The following is a 21,728-nucleotide window of genomic DNA, read 5'->3' as shown; positions in this document are numbered from 1 at the left end:
CTAAATCATCTTGGGATTATTATAAAGGATATATTTTGTGGGATCAGACAGTAGGGATAAGTCGCATTTTTCAAATAAAGGTGTAAAAAATACTCTGAGTTTATTTACAGGTGGAGATATTGAAGGCAACGAAAGTGTTGAATTTAACGGTCTCTTATTTGATATGCATCAGCATATTCCAATTAAAAAAAAGTTTAATCTCGAGTTATTTATCTCTGGTGGGAATATGGATGGATCAGAAATACCAGAAAGTGAGTACTTTAAAATAGGTGGACTAAGAAATGATTTGAAAACAAATCAATTTTCTTTCTATGGAATGAATGCCATGAGAAAATACGCTGAAGAATTTTATATGGCAGGAATCAATATAAGATATAAGCTAAATGCAAGTATATATATCAACATGAAATACAATGCTGTTACATATAATACTCCTACAAATTTTATAACAACTGAAGATAGTGAGGTAGGAAAAGATTTTAAACATGGAGTAGGAATTGGTCTGGGATGGGATAGCTTAGTTGGTCCTTTAGAAATTGTAATTTCTAACGATGCAGATGTAGGCGGGATACTCTTATCATTATTTCTAGGTTACGAATTTTAAGAGTCTAAAAACATGAAGATTGACGGATCTTTAAATTCATGATAGAATAATTAAAGTTTTTTATGTCTAAAATGTAGAAATTGTATTAGAGAAGTAGAGTAGGAATTAGACGTAAAAAGATTAAGATATAAAAAACAGAAGTATGAAATTAGGGAGTGTGGTATTAGTGAAGGAAATGAAAAAAAATCAATTAGAACCAAAATATGGTCTATCTGTGGCAACGGCAATGGTAATTGGAATAGTGGTAGGAATAGGAATATTCTTTAAGGCAGAAGCTATATTAAAAGCATCTAGTCTGAACCCGAAAGTGGCGATATTAGCGTGGGTGCTAGGTGGAGCTATTACTATTTTAGCAGGTCTAACAGCAGCAGAATTAGGAGCAGCTATCCCGGAAACAGGTGGATTAGTAGCTTATATTAGAAGAATTTATGGAGATTTTGCAGGATTTATGACTGGATGGATGCATGTAGTTTTATATTTGCCAGGGTTAGTGGCGGTATTGGCATATTATACTGGGTTCTTTGCAACTATATTTTTAGAAATAGAAAGCAGTCCTATAAATATAGCAATGATATCTGTCCCTGCATTTTTATCGGTATTTGCGATCAATCTATTTATGGCAAAATCTGGTGGTAGGCTGCAGACTTTAATAACAGCAGTGAAAATAATTCCACTTGTAGGATTACTTGTTTTTGGTTTGTTAAACGGAACAAATCCAACACCATTTAATGTGGTACAAGGAATAGGTGCACCATTTAGCATGAGTTTAGTATTTGCAGCATTAGTACCAGTGATGTTTGCTTATGATGGTTGGATGCTAGCTTGCAGTATAGGTGGAGAAATAAAAAATCCAACGAAAAATTTACCTAAGGCAATTATTTTTGGATTAGGTCTGATAATAATTTTATATGTAGGATTAAATGTTGCTTTACTTAAAACTTTACCGGCTAATTTACTGGCAGAGCAAGGAACAGTAGGAGCAGCTAATCTTTTATTTGGACCAATTGCAACTAAAGCTATATTTGGTGGAATAGTCATATCGGCATATGGAACATTAAATGGATTGACATTGGCAGCCATAAGATTTTCTTATACCTTGGCAATTGAGGGACATTTCCCTATGAAAAATCATTTTTCAGAAGTAAGTAAAAAATTTGATACACCATTAAAATCTGGTTTTTTAATAATGGTAATAAGTGGATTGTATCTATTGGCACCATTTGTAACCGGAATGAATATTGATGTATTCGCTGACATCCCAGTAGCAATTATATGGACTTTTTATTCATTCTTGTTCATAGGATTGATCATACTGAGAAAGAAAGAACCTAATTTAGTGAGACCATATAAGGTTCCATTATATCCAATTATTCCAATATTAGCAGCAATTGGAGGGATAGGAATCACAATAAGTGCTACGGTAAATCGACCGTACTATATGTTATATTCTATAATCATAGTTTTATTAGGGATTCCATTTTATAAAAAAAATAAGTAAATAGATAAAAAAATTGAATATACAAAAAGCTCCTAATCTAAAATTAGGAGCTTTTTGTTTTTAATGTCACGTTACTTTTTATAATTTACCTAAGGCTAACAATCCAGCTTTTGTAATGAAGTTATGTGGCTGGTTAAAATGCGGTAGGAAAAATGTATCTGTAAGTGCTAACTTATCAATAGTATATCTTTCTTGGATAGCTAAACTAAAGAAATGTAGTGCTAATGTAATATCTGAAGTGGATGCCATCTGTGCTCCTACAATTCTCTTAGTCTCTTTTTCCCAAACTACTTTCACTGTGATATCATCATTTTCTGGCATGAAAGCAGATTTAATTAAGTCTGTAAATTCAACTGTTTCAACATTCATTCCTAAACTTTTTGCTACACATTCAGTTAATCCTGTAGAACATAGTGTTAATCCAAAGATATGGATTGCATTAGATCCTTGTACCCCTTGCATTTCAAGTGGTGTACCACAAACATTGTGACCTGCAACAATTCCTGTTCTTACTGCATTTGTTGCAAGAGCAATATTTTCAAACTGTTCTGAAGCATTGTTGTATACAGTAGAACAATCTCCTATAGCGTAGACGTCTTTAATACTCGTCTCCATTCTATTGTTAGTAAGGATAGCTCCTCTAGGTGTTAATTCGATACCTGTGTCCACTAAGATTCCTGTATTAGGTTTGAATCCAATTGACATAAGCACTAGATCAGTATCATACTCTCCCTTAGTTGTTATAACCTTACTTACTTTTCCATCTCCTGTAAATTCAGTAACAGTTTCTCCTAATTGCATGATGATTCCATTTTTTTCTAAGTTGGCTTTCATCATCTCTTGGAAGCTAGGATCATAATATCTATTTAATACATCCATATCGTTAATTAAAGTAACTTCCTTTCCATTTGCTTTGAAAGCTTCTACTAATTCGATTCCTATATACCCTGCTCCTACAACAGTAACTTTATTAATAGATGGATCTTTTATCTTTTCAATTGCAGCCTGTGCATTTTGGAAAATTTTAGCATATATAATATTTTCTAAATCATGTCCTGGTAAAGGAGGTAAGATAGGCCATGATCCAATTGCAAAGATAAGTTTATCGTAGGTTTCTGTTTTCATCTTTCCATTTTCTAGGTCTTCTACCTCTATGATTTTTTTATCAAAATCTACATTTTTAAAATTATGTTTCATGTGAACTTCGGCTCCAGCTTCACGTAGTGACTCAGGAGTAGCATAGAATAATTCATCCCCAGAATCAATTACTCCACCAATCCACAGTGCCATTCCACATCCTAAAAACGATATATTATCATTTTTATCATATGTAACTACCTCATGGGTATCTTTATATTTATTAGCAATCTCAAGGATAGAATGAGTTCCTGCATGATTTGTTCCAATCACTATTACTTTTTCTTTTTTCATGGTATGTGCTCCTTTTGGTTAGAATATAAATTTATAATAAGTACAAATGTATTGTGTGATTAATATAGCATTGAATATACTGTATGTCAATTATTTATTTTATTTTTTCTAAAAAAAAAAGCAACTCATAAGTAGATTTTCTACTTGAGTCACTCTCTTTTTTTATTCTTTAGAAAGTTATAGATATTTTTAATGCGTTCCTTACTTTTCAACTATGATAGCTAAAAATTTTAATTTGGTATCCCCTATATTTTCCAATGAATGGGAGTGTCCAGATCCTGTGTAAATGAGATCTCCAGCACTGACTTTTTTTACCATACCATCATCAATAACACTACCTTGACCTGATATGATATAGTAAAACTCCTCATCATCTGTGTGAGTGTGCTCTCCTATCATAGCTCCTATCTCAAGGTCGTTTGCCATAACTATCTTTATCTTATTAGTTATTTCATCTCCTACAAGGTATTGCATTCCATGGATAAGACCATGTCCACCACGAGGTTTTTCATTGGTTCCTTTTTTTGTGTCACATTCTTTGATTATCATATACATTCACCCTTCCCTTTGCGGTCTCCCGTAGGAACACCAAAATATTTTTAGAAAAAAACTTATTATCTATACAAGTTATGCTCTCTTATATATTCTTCTACTTCTTGAGTTATATAATTTTCTAATGATTCCTTGTTCTTTACCTTTGCCCTGACTAGGGTAGAGCTGATATTAAATAGTGGTGCTTCAATGGTCAGAAGGCCATTGGTAGTGGAGCAATAACCCTTTCTTTTGAAAAAAACAAATTCACAGAGATCAATCATCTCCCTGTAATTTTCCCAGCTAGTTAGATGCTCTGCGGAATCTTCTCCGATAATTTCGTATATAAGGCTGTCAGGGTGATTCTCCGCGATTTTCAGGAGGGTATCATAGGTATAGGATACCTTTTCAGATGTGATCTCGTAATTACAGTGGTAGAGCTTTTTATTGTTTGAACAAGCCAATTTCACCATAGCCATCCTGTCACTGCCACTGGCAAAATTTGTGTCAGATCTATGAGAAGGAGTTCCTACAGGAACAAGATATAATCGATCTAAATTGAGTTTTTCTATGGCGAAATTTGCCATCTCTATATGTCCCCTATGAATAGGATTAAAACTTCCACCAAAAATACCTATTTTTTTTATATTATTATTATCCATATATCAACACCCTTTTTCTGTTGTTGAGCCTTATAATTTTTTTCTTCTTAGTTATTGGCACCACGGATGATTAGTTTTCACATTTTTCTTTTAGGATCTCTGTGTAGATCTCTTCTTTTTTATATGTAAATTCATTTAACATCTTTCCATAACTAGAGATGGCTAAAGAATCCATAGTTTGAGATACTTTGATTACTTCCACCTTAGGTGTAGGGGTAAAACTACTACAACTTATTCTTTCAAAATCATCAAATTCAGATCTTTTTTGCAGAATATATGAGATCCCCACATAAAATACTTCATCTGAAAAATAATTGTCTTTTATTTCTTTCATAAGTTGATACAGAGTCCAAGCCATAGTTGACTTTTCACTATCTATATCCTCCAATAAAACGTAGTCAAAAAGCATCTTAAAAAATAATGGTCTATCCCTTAAAAATAGTTCTTTTCCATATTTAAGACCAAATATTTTATCCCCACTGGCCAAAATTTTATTGAAATTATTAGTTAAAGAATCCAGAGAATACTTAGATAATCTCTCTATTTTTTTTATTTTTTCTCTCTGAGTTAGATCTACCATTTCATCTAAAAGAGTCTCTATTATCTCTTTATAGTTATCGTCATTTATAGTTGTTATTAGTGGGAGAGCATGATTCATTGTTTTTCTTTTAATCATTCCATTACAGTTGATAGTAAAATATGATCTTTTACCTAACCCCTCTGCCAAGGCTTCAATTAATTTTAATTTTCCACCTGTAAGATAAATTTCATGAAATTTATCTATATTTTTTTCTCTTATATCGTCTATTTGAAACATTATTCCTCCTACTTTCGAAACAAGTTATCTTCTAACATAGTTAATTCTACTTTTAGTACATACGTTCTTGGCATATGAAAATTTTGTGGTAGTTTTACAATATCTTTTTCTGTAGTTATTATAAAGTCTGCACCCATCTCATCTGCTCTTTTCATTATTTTTTTGAAATCTCTTTCTTTAAAATTATGGTGATCCAAAAAATCCATCCTATCAGTTGCAGAAGGCATAAGAGAGATCACGGTTTTTTCAAAGTTTAGAGGATTGGCTAATCCACTAAATAATAAGACCTTTTTTTTATTTACCCAAAAAAGAGGTTTTCTATCTCCCTTGAGATCTTTTAAAGAAACCACACCGTATTTGGCCACTGAGATATTTTTCTTGTATTTAGACAGATATTTCTTGATCTTTTTTATCTCTCTATCATCTACAAGGTCAGCTTTAGTAATGATAAACTCATTAGCTCTCTTCAGCTGTTTTAAATCTTCCCTGAGTGTTCCCAAAGGTAGCAGTCTTCCACCACCAAATGGGTTGGTAGCATCTATTAAAACAATGTTGCAGTCTCTTTCTAGTTTCCTATGTTGATAGCCATCATCTAATACAATTGTATCTATATCAAAATGTTCCTTGGCTAACATACAGGCAGAATACCTATCCCGGCCTACAATTATTGGGACCTTTGTATTTATAGCGTGTAAAAGAGGCTCGTCACCACTTTCCTTTGTTGTTGCAAAAATATTTTTTCCATCACTAATGATCATGGGGTCATTTTTTCTTTTTCCCTTATACCCTCTAGATACTATGGCGACTTTTTTCCCCTCATCTAAAAATTTTTGAACTAGATATTGTACGGTAGGAGTCTTTCCTGTCCCTCCTACTGTAATATTTCCTACACAAAAAATCTCTATATCGTCTATTTTTTTAGACTTAAAGATCTTTTTGTCATACAATCTATTTCTAAAATTTGTTATTAAATGGTATAGGTACGCTAAAAATTCCATGTCATTCCTCTTTTCGACTTTTTTTTTTGTTTATCACAATTATTTTTCAAATATATCTTTACGTAACCTAGTAATGGCACCTGCAATCTCATATTTTCTAGCTTCAACCAGACTACCGCTATTACTTTTTAGTAGTTCACTTAAAATATTTTTATCGATCTCTACCTGTAAAATTTTTAATTTTTCTTTGAATTTTAGCTATACACTTACCGAGATTATCTTAGATTCTCCTAATTCCTTATTCATAGTAACACCATATAGGGTATCGGATCGTCTCATAGTTTCTTTGTTGTGCGTAATCAAAATAAACTGAGATCTGTCAGTAAATTCCTTTAATTTATTGATAAGCTTCTTTATGTTGGTCTCATCTAGTGCTGCTTCAATCTCATCAAAGAAAGTAAACGGGCTGGGTTTGTACATAAATAGAGCCATAATAAATGCAATGGCTACCATTGATTTTTCTCCACCAGAGAGTAAAGTAATAGATTGAGATTTTTTATTCTTGAATTTTACCATTAAATCAATACCACTTTCAAGGATATTTTCATAGTCAACTAGTTGCAATCTACCGATGGAGTTATTTAAAACTTCCTTGCACATATATTCAAAGTTTTTATCGATCTCCTTATATGCACTATAAAACTTGGTCTCAATAATTTTTTCAATATCTTCAACTAGCTCTAGAAGAGATCTTTTGCTAACAATAAGGTCATCTCTTTGTGATGTTATAAATTCATATTTTTCTGTGAGTTCGGTGAATTCTTCGATGGCCAATAAGTTTACTATGCCTAACCCCTTGAGTCTTGCTTCTAATCGATAGAGAACCTCTTTTGATCCTGCAATAGTCGATTCTAGAGGAGTCTCTTTTATATCTACTAAGACAGCTAGTTTTTCTTCTATTTGAGCAACCCAACCTATAGTTTTTTCTGATTTTTCAATGAGAATTTTTATTTTGTTTTCCCCTAAGATAAGGTTTTTTTCAATACTTTTAATAGCTAGAATCTCATTTTTTTCCAATATCTCTAGCTCTTCTTGGAGTTTTTTCTTCTCTTTAATCTCCAAAAATTCTTTCTCATATCTCACATTTTCATTGTGAAATTCTTTTTGGATATTATTTAATCTATCACCTAGGTTGATTATATTGTGGTTAAGTTTATCGACTTCTAGCACAGTTTTTTTATTTTCATTTTGGAATTCATCCAGGAATCCTTTGTTTCTTTGGATCTCTCTTTCAAGCTGTTTAATCTGTTCCTTCTTATTTAAATAATTTATTTTTATATTGGAATAGGATTTATTAACTAATTCTATTTCTATTTTGAGAGCAATTAATTTTTTATTGTTTTCTGCTAATCGATCTTTAGATTTTTTTAAGAACTTCTCAGTGTCAAACCTCTGGGTAGTGGCATTTTCTAGTTGTTTATTATATTCATTTATGTAATTTTTTTCTTCAATTTTTTCCATCTCTATAATTTTTGATTTTTTAACTTCTTTTCTATGCCTGTCTGTGAGATCTATATGATTTCTTGAAATTTCACGGAAGGAGTCTTCCTTGGTAACCCTGAGATCATCGATATTTTCTAATTTTTTTTCATATTCATCCATTTTTTTAGAGTATATATTGTATGAATCGTCTAATTGTCTGTGCTGTTTATCTAATTCACTTACTACCTTATCTAGTTTTTTTATATCTTTTTTTCTTTCAAAAATAATTGAACTAGCAGATTTTATATGCTGTCCACCGGTGATACGTCCCCTGCCAGAGATAAGTTCTCCACTTAGGGTAACGATATTCCCACGATGGAGGTTATCCTTGGATATTTTTAGGGCTATATCTGTAGAATCAACCACCAAGAGATTTCCCAATACAAATTCTACGGGTTTATTGTAGATAGAATCGTAGCCTACCAAATCGCTGGCATATCCCAAGACACCATTTTGTGATATCATCTTTTTTGAATTGCTTATTTTTATACTATCAAAGGCTAAAAATGAAGCTCTGCCACTATTTGATTGTTTCAGGGAGGAAATACATTTTTTAGCTACCCCACTGTCTTTTACAACGATATCCTGCAATGAACCGCTGACAGCCGATTCTATAGCAGTTTCAAGGTGTTCTGGGATATCAATAAGACTGATAAAAGCTCCGTAGACTCCATCAATATTAGCATTTAAAATAGCTTTAACCCCTTTAAAAAACCCTTCATTGTTAGCTTCTAATTTTTTTAGATTTTCTAATTTTGCACCCTGCCTGCTGAGGTTATAAGTTACCTCTTTTCTCTTATCATAGATTAGGTTCATCTTTTGACTAAGACTGCCTATTTGTTTTTCAGCATCTTCTATGGTATCATCTATTTTTTTTATCTCTATTTGAATATTTTTTTGTTTAGTTTCTATTAGATTTAATTCAGTGATTAATTTTTCAATTTGTTTGCTGTATTCCATAGCTTCTTCATCTAATCCACGGATCTTATTGGTGCTGCTCTTGGTTCTCTTTTCAGAGTTTTCTATTTCAGCAATTAATTTTAATCTGCCTACTTCAGAATCCATAACGTGTTCTTTTTGTACCCCGATCTCTATCTCTAGATCCCTTTGGAAGGTTTCGAATTCGCCTATTTGTTTTTCATATTTTAGGTTGTCTCCTTCCAGATCTTTTAGTTGTTCTAAAACGACCTCTTTTTTAGAATTTAATCGATCTAGTTCACTGATTTGATCCTTTAGTTTCCCCTCTAAATTTTCTAGGGTTTCTTTTTTACTAGAGATCTCACGGTTGAATCCTTGGATCCTTTCCCCATATAAAACTTTATAGTTGACTAATTTATCTACATCTTTCTTTAGGTCAATATTTTTATCGGTCAGTGTATTGATGTCACCACTGAGGAGAGTTCTTTTATTAACAATCTCTTCCAAAGTAGCTTCATTTTCTATAAAACTTTTTTCAAGTTCCTTTAGGATAAGGTTAGAGTCGAGTTTTTGTTTAGAGAGTTCATCTGCAATTTTTTGATTAATTTGATGTTCTTTTAGATAGATAGATTTTTTTAAAATATTTACTTCATCATCGAGCTTCTTATATTTTATAGCTTTTTCAGCTTGTTTTCCAATTTTATCCTTAGTCTCTTGCAATTCATTGACAATAAGGTTTATTTTGTCGGTTTCTAACTCGACTTTAGAAAGTTTTTTTATAGCTTCGTCCTTACGAAGTTTAATTTTTTTTATCCCTGCAGCTTCCTCGATAATACTTTTGATCTCTTTATTAGAGGCACTGACTATCTTTTCAACCTTTCCCTGTCCAATGACAGAATAGGCACTTTTCCCTACACCTGTATCTAAAAATAATTCATTGATATCTTTTAGTCGGCACCTCTGATCGTTTATATAGTATTCATTTTCACTTTTTCTATTGATTTTTCTTGTTACTTTGACGATTTCATCATCTATCTCTAATTTTTTATCTTCGTTATCTATATAGAGGGAGACAACAGCAGTATTTCTGGGCTTTTTATTTTTTCCACCGGAAAATATCACGTCACTGCTCTCTTTAGCTCTTATATTTTTATAGGATTGTTCTCCTAATACCCACAAGATAGCATCTAGGATATTAGATTTTCCACTTCCATTAGGTCCTACGATAGAGGTTATCCCCATATCAAAATCAAGTTTTATCTTATCTGCAAAGGATTTAAATCCATCTATTTCTACACATTTTAAATACATATTCCCTCACTTTTCTTTTTTAATTTAAGGTACAGATTAAAATCTATTTTTATGGTATAATTTGTGACGATTTTTTCACATGAGTACCAATGTTTAAGTATTTCAATCTTAATTTTTAATCATTTTATAGGATATAATTATCCAAGTTTTCCTCTACAAGATCATGACTAAATATTTTAGTAACATCTTTTTTTCCTATCTTTATAGTGGTTTGTTTTTCGTATGGAGCTTCAAACATTATATCGTTTAAGACCTTTTCAATAACACCGGCTAACCTTCTAGCACCTATGTTTTCTATTTCTTCATTGAGATCAATAGCTATCTCTGCTATTTCATCTATGGCACCTTGGGTAAAACTTAGGTTGACCTTATCGGTCTTTAATAGTTCTTTATATTGAGTCAATAAGTTAAAGTCTATCTCGGTCAAAATCTTCACGAAATCATCTTTACTTAAAGTATTCAACCTTACTTTGATAGGAAATCTTCCCTGTAACTCAGGCATTAAATCACTGGGGCTGGACTGGGTAAAAGCTCCGGCTGCAATAAATAAAATATGTTCGGTTCGAACAGAACCGTATTTTGTCATAACAGTGGTGCCTTCAATTATTGGTAGGATATCCCTTTGAACACCTTGACGTGAGATCTCACTGCTACTACCTTCCCTTTCTGCAATCTTATCAATCTCATCTATAAAGACTATTCCATCTTCCTCGACGCTTTCCACAGCTAAGGGTTTTAATTCTTCCAGATCTATATTTTGTTCGATCTCAGTTCGTAAAAGATATTCAATGGCATTTTTGACACTCATCTTAACTATTTTTTTCTTTCCGACGGGAAAAGAACTCATAATATTATCGATAATACCCTTTACACCATCTTCATCAGGTTCATTTCCCGTGGCAAAAACTTCAACCATTGGAGCATCAGAATTTTGGTGTTTTTCAACCTCGATTTCCTGATCGTCATATTTTCCAGATTTTATCTCTTCTAACAAGATATCTTTTTCATCAGGATTGATCGTACCATAAGGTTTTATAAGCTTAGCTACTTTAAGGAAGGTGGATTCCTTATATTTTTCTCTCAATGTTTCTATCTTTTTAGATTTTAATTTATTAAAGGTGATGGAAACAAGATCCTTTATCATAGATTCTACATCTTTTCCTACATAGCCTACTTCGGTATATTTAGTAGTTTCTACTTTGATAAACGGGGAATCTGTAATAGTTGCTAATCTTCTGGCAATCTCAGTTTTACCAACGCCTGTAGGTCCTATTAAAATTATGTTTTTAGGAGTAATTTCATTTTTTAACTTCATATTTGAAATTTGTTTCCTTCTATATCTATTTCTGAGTGAAATAGCCACATTTTTTTTTGCATCTTTTTGAGAAATTATATATTTATTTAATTCTTCTACAATTTTTTTAGGGATTAAATTTTCCTTCATTTTTTCCTCCTCAGAACAGTGTTTACGACATATTATATACTATTTATCTGGCTATTACAAGAAAGGTGTTCATAATATTAAGAAGAAATGTGAAGTGTTTTTTATGATAGGTGTTTTACTTTTTTTATGGGGTATAATTTACTTGGGAGTTATTTTTGATGATTTTAAACTAAAAATATGATAAGATATAAAAAATTATATAAGGTTATTTATGGAAGCCTTAATGGATATTGTAAAAAGATAATTCGAAAGTGAGAAGGAGGATTTTTTTATGGATAAAAAAAAGATAATGAAAGGTGTAAAATTAATCCTAGAAGGTATAGGAGAAGATATAAATAGAGAAGGCTTACTGGAAACTCCAGACAGAGTGGCTAGGATGTTTGGTGAAATTTGTGGAGGATTGCATAAAGATCCGTCAGATGAAATTTCAGTGTTTTTCCATGTAAAGCATAATGATATGGTGATAGTGAAGGATATTCAGTTTTATTCATTGTGTGAACACCACCTATTGCCGTTTTATGGGAAGGTGCACATAGCCTATATCCCAGAAGCTGGAAAAGTAACAGGGCTGAGTAAATTAGCTAGAGTAGTAGATGTGGCATCTAAAAAACCACAACTTCAAGAGAAATTAAATAGTGAGATAGTAGAAGCTTTGACAAGTAAACTTGGTGCGAAGGGAGTGTTGGTTGTAATAGAGGCAGAGCATATGTGTATGACTATGAGGGGAATACAGAAACCAGGATCAAAAACAATCACATCTGGGGTAAGGGGAATTTTTAGAACTAACCTTGCAACTAGGGAAGAGGCACTGTCGTTGATAAAGCATATGTAGGAAAAAAATAAACAAAAATGAGATCTAGAAATAGGTTTCATTTTTTTAATATCTAGATATCTATAGGAAAAAAATAAAAATTACAATATAATTAAGTTAATGATAGAAGGTGGGAGGAATACCGAGAATGGAAAAAAAAATCAAATTATGGGAACCTTCTATAGCTATGCATATAAAGGGGACAGTATTTATAATCCATGGTATGGGAGAATATTCAAAAAGATATGAAGGAATAGCTGATTACCTAAAAAATAATGGATACAGGGTGGCCATGATAGATCATGTTGGACATGGAAATAATATAAAAAAAATAGATGAATTAGGATTAATAAAAGATGAGTTCAAAGGTTCTTTGGAGGAAATTGTGGACTCCATTGAAAGAATTAGAGACAACAGACCTCTGTTTATATTAGGGCATAGTATGGGATCTTTTATGGCCCAAATTTTACTGGAAAGAGGGGTAAGGAGTGATGGGATTATCCTATCGGGATCTGCAAGACCATCTAAGGTTTCAATAAAATTTGGGTATTTTTTATCTAAATCACTACTTTTGTTTGGAAATAAAAGAGATCTTATATTAAATAAACTGTTATTTGGAAGGAATAATTTAAAGTTTTTAGGAGATCAAAATTTTAGATGGCTATCTAGAGATAAAGAGAGTGTGGAGGAGTATGAGATTGATCCTCTCTGTGGATTTATCCCTTATACAAGTTATTTTAAAGGCTTATTTTATCTTCTAAGAGAATCATTAAAAATAGAGGAGAAGACAAAATATATAAAAACTCCTCTGTATATATTTTCTGGTTCAGATGACCCGGTAGGAACCTATGGGTCTGGCGTAAAAAAATTATATGGATTTTATAAAAAAATTGGATATAGAGACCTTACATTGAAACTATACGCAAAAGGACGCCATGAGATGTTAAATGAGATAAACAAATGGGAGGTCTATGATGACCTTTTAACGTGGTTAGACAGGAGGGTGAAAAGATGAAGAAAATTATAATTTTATTTTTTTTGGTTCTCTGTGGATGTAGCAACCTTCCACCCAATATATCCATGGAGAGTCCGATATATCAAACGGATAATGTGGAATTTTATTATGATTTAACCTATAAAAAAAACGATATTGTCTATACAGAGCATAGAATTTTTAATCAGATGAAAAAGATAATAGAGGATGCAGAAGAATTTATAGTTATGGATGTATTTTTGTTTAATAATTTATACAATGCCAACGAATTTAATTTTCCAAAAGTATCCTCTGGAATTACAAAGGCTCTGATAAAGAAAAAGATGGAAGATAAAAAAATTCAGATATATTTTATAACTGATGAGATAAATACTTTTTATGGTGTTTATAAGTCATATGAGCTGGAGGAGTTAGAAAAAAATGGAATTACAGTTATTTTAACAGATCTTACAGAAACCAATGGAGCAAATAAATTTTATTCTGCATTTTGGAGGTATTTTTTCAGTTGGTTTGGAACAGGCGGAGGAGGGTGGCTGCCAAATCCATTCAGCCCAGAAGCACCGAAAGTAACCATAAGATCCTATTTGAAATTAATTAATTTAAAGGGGAATCATAGAAAGGTATTGGTCACAGAAAAAGAAGCCTTTATAACTTCGGCTAATCCTCACAGTGCCAGTGGATACCACTCCAATATAGGCTTTAAATTTGATGGTGGAATAATAAATTCAATGGTAGATTCGGAGAAAGCTGTAGGAGAATTATCAGGAGTTAAAATGGGATTGCCTGTAGTTGAGTTTCAGAATAAAGGTGAGTATAAGGTGCAATTACTCACCGAGGGAAAGATAGGAGAAGTTTTGGACCGTGATATAGATAATAGCCAAAGTGGGGATGAGATTTATATAGGTATGTTTTATTTAGGAGATAAGGCAATTATGAAAAAACTAGTTGCTGCAGCCAAAAAAGGTGTCAGAATAAGGCTTATACTGGATGAAAATAAAGAGGCCTTCGGGATGAAAAAAACAGGCTTACCAAATAAGGTAACAGGTAAAAAATTAATAGATAAAAGTAAAGGCAGAATAGAAGTAAAGTGGTATAAATCCTCAGGAGAGCAATATCATACTAAGCTAATAGTTATAAAAACTTCTGATAAGATGGTAGTAAACGGAGGTTCAGCTAATTTAACCAAGAGAAATATTCGAGATTATACTTTGGATACCAATATAAGGGTAGTAGCTCCTTTAAATTCCAAACTGGCTGTAGATATAGAACAATATTTTGATATGTTGTGGAACAATGATGAAAATACCTATATTATAGAAAAAGAAAAATTAGAGGAAGGGTACCTAAGTAATAAATTTTTATATGATATTCAAAATATAAGTGGATTTTCAACTTATTAAATTCAAAATAAACTTGGGTCGGATAATTATATATATTATTGGTGTATTTACTGGATATTTGCATGTTCTAAACTTGTATTTTGCTACCTCATATGATAAAATTACAATAAAAGTTCGATTTTTGGGTAGATAGGATGGTCATTTTGGATAAGAAGGAGAAACCTTATATTTTATTAAAAATTATTTTAATAGTATTATTGATATATATTTATATTGCAGATGGGAGAAAAGTATATTTAAGTGAGACCTATGAGTGTTTAGGAGAGGTATTGGGAGGGTTTAGAAGTGTTTTACTTCCATACTTAATATTGAGTGTTTTTTCCACTTTCATATCAGATTTAAACAAAAGAACAGTCTTTTTAATGAGGCTTAATTTTTTCTTTGTTTTGTTGATATGTCTTAGCAACCTTCAATTGTTGCTTTATGTAGCTGATTTAGAAAAAGAGAATCTAGAGAAGAAAATATTTATCTATCTCTATGTATACAAAAACCTAGGGATGTTAATCACTATGTTTCTTTATAAATTTTATTTTTTAGTGCCTGTTAATATTAATATAGCAGTAACAGGAACAATACTATTTTTCTCCTCGTTTATATTATTTGGAAAGATAATAGGAAATATGGTTAGGAAAACACTTAAACATTATCTCAAGGAAAATTGTGAAAATCGAAAACAAATAAAAAATTTGATGAAAAAGGAAAAACAAATAAAAAAACAAATTTTAGAGAAAGAAAAACGAGAAAAAATAGAGAGGGAAAAGCAAATTATAATTGAAAAAACAAGTGAAAAACAAAGAAAAGAAAAGATTTTAGAATTAAAAAATCAGATGAAAACAAATAAAGAAATATCTATGGGGAAACGACTACACATAAGTGGTATAGATCTGATAGATAATAAAAAAATAGATAAAGAAAAAATAGATAAAGAAGACAAGACAGATGGAATAGAGGCGATGATGGAAGGACAGTTACATTTTGAATTTAAAACAGAAAAGGTGAAAAAATGATATTAGCTTCTAAATCTCCCAGAAGATTGGAAATTTTGAGTAATTTTGGAATTAAAAAAATAAAGGTAGTTGTTGCTGAAATAGAAGAAATAAGTGATAAAGAAGACCTGGTTGAACAAGTGGTAGATATAGCTATAAAAAAAGGGGTAGAAGTAGCAAAATCTTACCCAGAGGAATTTGTATTGTCAGCAGATACTGTGGTTATTTTAGATGGTGAGATCTTGGGCAAACCAAAGGACTGTCAAGAAGCATTTTCAACACTGACCAACCTTTCTGGTAGAACTCATGAAGTAATAACGGCATACTCTCTCATTAATAAGAGTAGAGCAATATTTATTTCCGGCTATGATAAAACTATTGTAGAATTTAAAAAAATATCAAAATCAGAGATAGATTGGTATATAAAAACAGGGGAACCAATGGATAAAGCAGGATCTTATGGGATACAGGGTGTAGGAGCAGGAATATTGATTGATAAGATCGAGGGTGGATTTTATAATGTCATGGGGTTTCCAATTTCAAAATTTGTAGATGATCTAAAAAAACACGGAATAAAAATACAAAACATAATAGAGTTGTAGGAGGATAAAATGTTAAAAATATTAAAGTTAACTAAAAATATATTTGGGATTTTTTCAGAAGACCTGGGGATAGATTTAGGGACAGCAAATACATTGGTATGTGTAAAAAATAAAGGTGTAGTATTAAACGAACCATCAGTAGTTTCTATAAACACAAGAACAAAAGATATAATTGCTGTGGGTGAAAAAGCAAAAAAAATGATAGGTAGGACACCTGATAGTTGTGAAGCCATAAGACCCTTAAGAAATGGCGTAATAGCAGATTATGAAATAACAGAGAAGATGCTCCGTGAATTTTATAAAAGAGTTCATAAGAGAAGTTTTCTAAGCAGTCCCAGAGTAGTCATATGTGTCCCTGCAGGTGTTTCTCAAGTAGAAAGAAGAGCTGTAATAGACGTAACATTAGAGGCTGGAGCTAGAGAAGCTTATTTAATAGAGGAACCTATGGCGGCCGCTATTGGAGTAGGAATAAATATTTTTGATCCAGAAGGAAATTTAATAGTTGACATAGGTGGAGGAACTACAGAAATAGCCGTGATTTCATTGGGAGGAATAGTAAGGACATCTTCATTGAAGATTGCAGGAGATAAATTTGATGTGGCCATAGGGGAATATGTAAGGCAGAGATATGATCTACTTATAGGTGAAAAAACAGCAGAAGATATCAAAATTAATATAGCCACTGCCTTGGCAGGAGATGAAGAAATAACCTATGAAATAAGTGGAAGAAATATTTTAAATGGATTACCTAAAAATGTTATGATATCTTCATTGGAGGTGCAGGAGGCCATAATGCCTCTAATAAAAAAGATAGTTGAAGAGATAAAATTAGTCTTAGAAAAAACACCACCTGAGCTATCAGCTGATATTAAAAGGAAGGGAGTAATATTAACCGGTGGAGGAGCTGAAATTAGAGGTTTAGATCAAAAAATAGCAGAAAGTATCCAACTAGAGGTAAGATCCTCTGAGAACCCATTAAATTGTGTAGTGAATGGGATAGAGATATTACTACAAAATTTTGATGAATATAAGAGTGTTTTAATATCTCCAGAGAAAGATTATTAAATAAAAGGGGAGGGGGCAGATGAAAAAAAATATACTACTTTTTTTCATTCTAAAAACCCTCCTTTTTTCGAGCAGTGAATTCATAACTTCTAATGGAGAACTGAGTTTTAAATACAATGAAAAATATAATAAAATAACTAGATTTAATGGGGACATGGGAACTTATAAAGCCGATATAGATAGTCTTGAAGTAGGAGTATATTACAAGGGAGAATATTATTTTTTGTCGGATTATATAATTTCTAAAAGATTTATTCCACAAACGAATATTTTTGAGACCGTTGCAAAATTGCCATATGGGGAAATTAAAACTACCTATATCCCATCTATGGTAGATAAAAATTCATTCTATATTATAAATAATTATGAGATAAAAAAAAGTGAAACTTTAGAGTTTCTATATCTCTTTAATATGTCAGACAAAAACGGAATTATAGAATATAAAAAAACAAAAGATTATTATAAATATAATGAAAATATATATATAAAAAATTTAAAAAATTCAATGAAAGGGTATATAATTCCAACCAGTGATTTAGAGGCAGTTAAATTAAAAAAAATAGAGGGTTCTTCTATAAAATATAGGGGTCAGAAGATAATAATGTCTAGTAAAGTAAGGATATCAGACAGAGAAAAGTCAGATATAATTCAAATCAGGTATAAAAAGGCCCCAAATTTTTTATCTTTTGAAAATTCTAAAAGGTTGTTATCTTTAGAAAAGAGTTATTGGATGGAGTGGCTAAAGCCAATACCTTTAGTAGTTGACACTAGAATGCAAAAGATTATGGAGAGATTTCTGATCTATTTAAAAACTTCTACCAATGGATTTGACTACTACACCAATATAGGTTTGAGGGAAGAGTCTAAAATAAAAGATATACTCTATACAGCTATGACATTTATAAGGTATGGATATTTTGAAGATGCTAAACAAATTTTAACCAGACTAATGCAAAAAGAAGAGGAATTTTCCTACCTTAAAAGAACAAAGTTGACTATTGAAGAGGTTCAGGAAGGATATGTATACCTGATGTATCTAAAAAAATCAGATGACACTAAATTTTTAAACGAAAATAGAAAAAAACTTCAAAATAAAATAGATAAAATAGTAGAAAGTATAAAACTAGATTTCAATAAAAAAACTATTTTGGAAAAAGGTTATGAATTTAAGATTTATTATTATACCTATAATCTTTTAAAGTTATATAGTGAGATGAGTCAGGAAAAAAAATATATTCATATGGAAGAGATATTAAAAAGCTATCTATTTAAAAATTTTATATCAGGTGACGGGATAAAAAAGTATGTATTAGATGAAAAAACTACTTACTCTAAATGGGAATATATATTGTTTTATGGCGATTTAGAGACGGAAAATCTGAAAGACAAACTTTATAGCGGTAGTATATTTAAGAGATATTCTTATTTTAGTGATAAAAAAAATATAGATGTTGAAGAAAATTTAAGCCTGGTAGGGGGACTTTACCTCAATAATTTATCGAAATTTGGAGATATGAACATATTGCAGATCAATGAAGATATAGAGGGAAATGCTATGAAAATACCAAATAAAATTTATTTGACAGGGGGAAAAAGGTATGAAGTTAACGGTATTGATATATACCTGACATCTAAATACTTAAACACCCTGTATGACAGGAGTGAAGAATGAATAGGGAAAATATACAAATTATAGTAAAAGAGATAGAAGCGATGTTATATTTAGCCTCAGAATTAGAGGTAAAAGAATTAGCTAAATTTTACAGTATAAATGTGGAAAAAATGATAGAGTATTTGGAAAGATTGGAAGAGAAGAAAAAAAATTGTGGAATAAATTTAAAAATTGAAAAGGGAATGGTATATTTTGAAACCAATCCTAAATACGGAGAAGCTGTTCATAATTTTTTTAACCAAGAAAGTAAACCTAAAAAATTATCTAGGGCAGCCATGGAAACCCTTTCTATAATAGCGTATAAACAGCCAGTAACAAAAAATCATATTGAATCTATAAGAGGGGTAAGTGTAGAAAGGGTTATTCATAACTTAGAGGAGAAAGATTTGGTCTATTCTAGTGGGAAATTAGAAACAATTGGAAGACCAAATTTATATAGTACAACGGATAATTTTTTAAATTATTTAAATATAGATGATTTAACAAAGTTGCCAAATTACACAGAGATAAGGGAAGAATTAGGTACAGTTGAGGTAGTGATAACTAAAAGCTAAATAAATTTATGATAGAGAAAACTGGAGGAAAAAATGGAAAAAGTAAGATTAAATAAATACCTTGCGTCTATGGGGATAGGGTCAAGGCGTGAGATAGATAAGATGGTAGAAGAAAAAAAGATAATGGTCAACGGTGAGTGTCCAAGCCCGGGGATAAAGGTAAATATCAAAGATGAAATATCAGTAAACGGAAGAGTGATAGGAAAGACAAAGGAAAAAAAAGTATACTACCTTTTAAATAAACCTAAAAAAGTAATAAGTGCAGTGAAAGATGATAGAGGTAGAAGAACTGTAATAGACTTTATAAAAACAAAGGAAAGGATCTACCCGGTAGGAAGATTAGACTACGATACCGAAGGGATGATCATATTAACCAATGATGGAGACTTGTATAATAAAGTAATTCATCCTAAAGGAGAAGTGTATAAAAAATATTTAATTCAGGCTGCAGGAATCATAAAAAAAATAAAGTTGGGCCAATTAAAAGCAGGGATAAAACTAGAAGATGGTTTGACACTGCCAGCTAAGGTAAGGTTCTTAAAGGAAGAGGGGAGCACTACTTGGTTGACTGTATCCATTAGAGAGGGTAGAAATCGTCAGATTAGAAGGATGCTAGAGGCTATTGAACATAGAGTTATAAGCCTAACTAGAGTAAAAATTGGTACCATTGCTATGGATGATTTAGAAGTTGGGAAATATAGACACCTTACAAAAGAGGAAGTAAAATATTTAAAAAATATTTAGAGGGAGAGTTGAAAGTTGGAGATAATTAAAATATTTATGAAGTTTGGTTTAGTAGGTGCTAGCGAGGTAATAGTGAACATCTTGATCTACACTGCCCTTATAACTTTAAATGTAAACTATCTTGTAGCAGCTACAGTAGCTTTTTTATTTGCAGTAAGTAGTAATTTTTACTTGAATTTCATTTGGACATTCAAAGGTAAGAGGAAAGGCAAGAGTGTAAAGAAAAAATATCTACATTTTATTATAATAAGTTTATTAAACTTTATAATTAATTTATCTATCCTAAAAATAGCAGTAGAATTTTTATCGGGAAATGAATTGGCCTATGATATAATAAAAAAATATGCAGGATCTAATCCTGATAAAATAATTAAGGTAATAGCTCAGATAATAGGAATAGGAATCGCTACATTTTTTAATTTTTTTTGGAATTACTTTATAACATTTAGAGAGTAGAAGGAGAAACAGATGAAAAAAACATTAATACTTATACCGACGTATAATGAGAGTGAAAATGTTGAAAAGTTATTGAAGACAATATACCTGGTTAAAGATAACCTGAACATATTAATATTGGATGATAATTCTCCTGATAAGACCTATGAGATCATAGAAAAACTCATGGAGGAAAAATATAAAGGGAAATTATTTATCCATAAAAGAAGTAGTAAATTAGGACTGGGAACAGCCTATATTGCTGGATTTAAATGGGCCTTGGCAAGGGATTATGATTATATATTTGAGATGGACGCCGATTTTTCTCACAATCCAAAGTATATCCCTGAATTTTTAAAGGAGATAGAAACTCATGATCTGGTAATTGGAAGCAGATATGTACCTGGTGGAGGCGTGGTAAACTGGGGAGTTATAAGAAAATTTATTAGTCGTGGAGGAAGCCTGTATTCTAGAATAATTTTAGGAGCTCCTATAAAAGATTTTACCGGTGGATTTAAATGTTTTAAAAGAAAAACTCTTGAAAATTTAAATTTAGATAAGATAGTATCTAATGGTTACTCTTTCCAAGTGGAATTAAACTATAAAGTATGGCTAAAAGGTATGAAAATTAAGGAAATACCAATTACATTTGAAGAAAGAACCTTAGGGCAGTCTAAGATGAGTAAAAAAATATTTTTAGAAGCCATATTAAAGGTATTATGGATGAGGGTAAATAAAAAATATTTAAAAGAAAATTAAAAAATATAGA

20 protein-coding genes are annotated in these 21,728 nt (G+C 31.3%); 13 read left to right on the top strand and 7 right to left on the bottom strand.

Going from position 1 to position 21,728, the window contains the following annotated elements; all coding sequences use genetic code 11:
- Positions 1 to 37 precede the first annotated feature (37 nt).
- Together V5784_RS10730 and V5784_RS10725 are read left to right on the top strand one after the other, a co-directional pair.
- The gene (locus tag V5784_RS10730) at positions 38 to 604 is read left to right on the top strand and encodes a BamA/TamA family outer membrane protein (protein ID WP_336889007.1); all 567 of its coding nucleotides are present in this window, start codon (positions 38 to 40) and stop codon (positions 602 to 604) included.
- A 175-nt stretch (positions 605 to 779) separates the two neighbouring features.
- Entirely contained in the window at positions 780 to 2,102 is a 1,323-nt protein-coding gene (locus V5784_RS10725; protein ID WP_336889030.1) for an amino acid permease, read from the top strand.
- Positions 2,103 to 2,180: 78 nt separating this feature from the next.
- Here the strand turns inward: V5784_RS10725 and V5784_RS10720 are convergent, their stop codons facing one another.
- The 7 genes from V5784_RS10720 to hslU form a co-directional block, all read right to left on the bottom strand.
- Positions 2,181 to 3,533 carry an FAD-dependent oxidoreductase gene (locus tag V5784_RS10720; RefSeq protein WP_336889006.1) on the bottom strand — a complete coding sequence of 451 codons (1,353 nt, stop codon included), beginning with the start codon at positions 3,531 to 3,533 and terminating at the stop codon, positions 2,181 to 2,183.
- A 201-nt stretch (positions 3,534 to 3,734) separates the two neighbouring features.
- On the bottom strand, positions 3,735 to 4,082 hold the full coding sequence (locus V5784_RS10715; RefSeq protein WP_336889005.1) for a cupin domain-containing protein: 348 nt from the start codon (positions 4,080 to 4,082) through the stop codon (positions 3,735 to 3,737).
- Positions 4,083 to 4,147: 65 nt separating this feature from the next.
- Complete coding sequence (gene nadD, locus V5784_RS10710) at positions 4,148 to 4,726, bottom strand: nicotinate-nucleotide adenylyltransferase (RefSeq protein ID WP_336889004.1); 579 nt, start codon at positions 4,724 to 4,726, stop codon at positions 4,148 to 4,150.
- Between the two features lie 70 nt (positions 4,727 to 4,796).
- The gene (locus V5784_RS10705; RefSeq protein ID WP_336889003.1) at positions 4,797 to 5,543 is read right to left on the bottom strand and encodes a hypothetical protein; all 747 of its coding nucleotides are present in this window, start codon (positions 5,541 to 5,543) and stop codon (positions 4,797 to 4,799) included.
- Between the two features lie 8 nt (positions 5,544 to 5,551).
- Positions 5,552 to 6,541: a tetraacyldisaccharide 4'-kinase gene (gene lpxK / locus V5784_RS10700; protein ID WP_336889002.1), complete on the bottom strand. Its 990-nt coding sequence runs from the start codon at positions 6,539 to 6,541 to the stop codon at positions 5,552 to 5,554.
- A gap of 198 nt (positions 6,542 to 6,739) precedes the next feature.
- Positions 6,740 to 10,252 (bottom strand): chromosome segregation protein SMC, encoded by a 3,513-nt coding sequence (gene smc, locus V5784_RS10695; RefSeq protein ID WP_336889001.1) that lies wholly within the window; start codon positions 10,250 to 10,252, stop codon positions 6,740 to 6,742.
- Between the two features lie 124 nt (positions 10,253 to 10,376).
- A complete protein-coding gene (hslU, locus tag V5784_RS10690; RefSeq protein ID WP_336889000.1) occupies positions 10,377 to 11,696 on the bottom strand; it encodes an ATP-dependent protease ATPase subunit HslU in 1,320 nt (439 codons plus the stop codon).
- A gap of 271 nt (positions 11,697 to 11,967) precedes the next feature.
- Here hslU and folE point away from each other — a divergent pair, with 271 nt between their 5' ends.
- The 11 genes from folE (at position 11,968) to V5784_RS10635 (ending at position 21,718) form a co-directional block, all read left to right on the top strand.
- Positions 11,968 to 12,528, top strand: a complete 561-nt coding sequence (gene folE / locus V5784_RS10685; protein WP_336888999.1) for a GTP cyclohydrolase I FolE — start codon at positions 11,968 to 11,970, stop codon at positions 12,526 to 12,528.
- Between the two features lie 127 nt (positions 12,529 to 12,655).
- A complete protein-coding gene (locus V5784_RS10680) occupies positions 12,656 to 13,522 on the top strand; it encodes an alpha/beta fold hydrolase (protein WP_336888998.1) in 867 nt (288 codons plus the stop codon).
- A complete protein-coding gene (locus tag V5784_RS10675) occupies positions 13,519 to 14,901 on the top strand; it encodes a phospholipase D family protein (RefSeq protein ID WP_336888997.1) in 1,383 nt (460 codons plus the stop codon). The genes V5784_RS10680 and V5784_RS10675 overlap by 4 nt, the downstream gene beginning before the upstream one ends.
- A 143-nt stretch (positions 14,902 to 15,044) precedes the next feature.
- On the top strand, positions 15,045 to 15,908 hold the full coding sequence (locus V5784_RS10670) for a hypothetical protein (protein ID WP_336888996.1): 864 nt from the start codon (positions 15,045 to 15,047) through the stop codon (positions 15,906 to 15,908).
- The gene (locus V5784_RS10665) at positions 15,905 to 16,489 is read left to right on the top strand and encodes a Maf family protein (protein WP_336888995.1); all 585 of its coding nucleotides are present in this window, start codon (positions 15,905 to 15,907) and stop codon (positions 16,487 to 16,489) included. Before V5784_RS10670 ends, V5784_RS10665 begins: the two co-directional genes overlap by 4 nt.
- Before the next feature lie 9 nt (positions 16,490 to 16,498).
- Positions 16,499 to 17,554, top strand: a complete 1,056-nt coding sequence (locus V5784_RS10660; protein WP_336888994.1) for a rod shape-determining protein — start codon at positions 16,499 to 16,501, stop codon at positions 17,552 to 17,554.
- A gap of 19 nt (positions 17,555 to 17,573) precedes the next feature.
- Entirely contained in the window at positions 17,574 to 19,226 is a 1,653-nt protein-coding gene (locus tag V5784_RS10655) for a hypothetical protein (RefSeq protein WP_336888993.1), read from the top strand.
- Positions 19,223 to 19,780, top strand: a complete 558-nt coding sequence (scpB, locus tag V5784_RS10650) for an SMC-Scp complex subunit ScpB (protein WP_336888992.1) — start codon at positions 19,223 to 19,225, stop codon at positions 19,778 to 19,780. The genes V5784_RS10655 and scpB overlap by 4 nt, the downstream gene beginning before the upstream one ends.
- A gap of 33 nt (positions 19,781 to 19,813) precedes the next feature.
- Positions 19,814 to 20,524, top strand: coding sequence for a pseudouridine synthase (locus V5784_RS10645; protein WP_336888991.1), 711 nt, complete (start codon positions 19,814 to 19,816; stop codon positions 20,522 to 20,524).
- 15 nt (positions 20,525 to 20,539) lie between these two features.
- The gene (locus tag V5784_RS10640) at positions 20,540 to 20,980 is read left to right on the top strand and encodes a GtrA family protein (protein WP_336888990.1); all 441 of its coding nucleotides are present in this window, start codon (positions 20,540 to 20,542) and stop codon (positions 20,978 to 20,980) included.
- Positions 20,981 to 20,992: 12 nt separating this feature from the next.
- Positions 20,993 to 21,718 (top strand): polyprenol monophosphomannose synthase, encoded by a 726-nt coding sequence (locus V5784_RS10635; RefSeq protein ID WP_336888989.1) that lies wholly within the window; start codon positions 20,993 to 20,995, stop codon positions 21,716 to 21,718.
- Positions 21,719 to 21,728 lie beyond the last annotated feature (10 nt).

The organism is Psychrilyobacter sp. (assembly GCF_037132775.1).
Taxonomy (GTDB): domain Bacteria; phylum Fusobacteriota; class Fusobacteriia; order Fusobacteriales; family Fusobacteriaceae; genus Psychrilyobacter.
The sequence above is the reverse complement of the archived record's forward strand: the minus strand, read 5'-3'. Positions and strand labels throughout refer to the sequence as shown.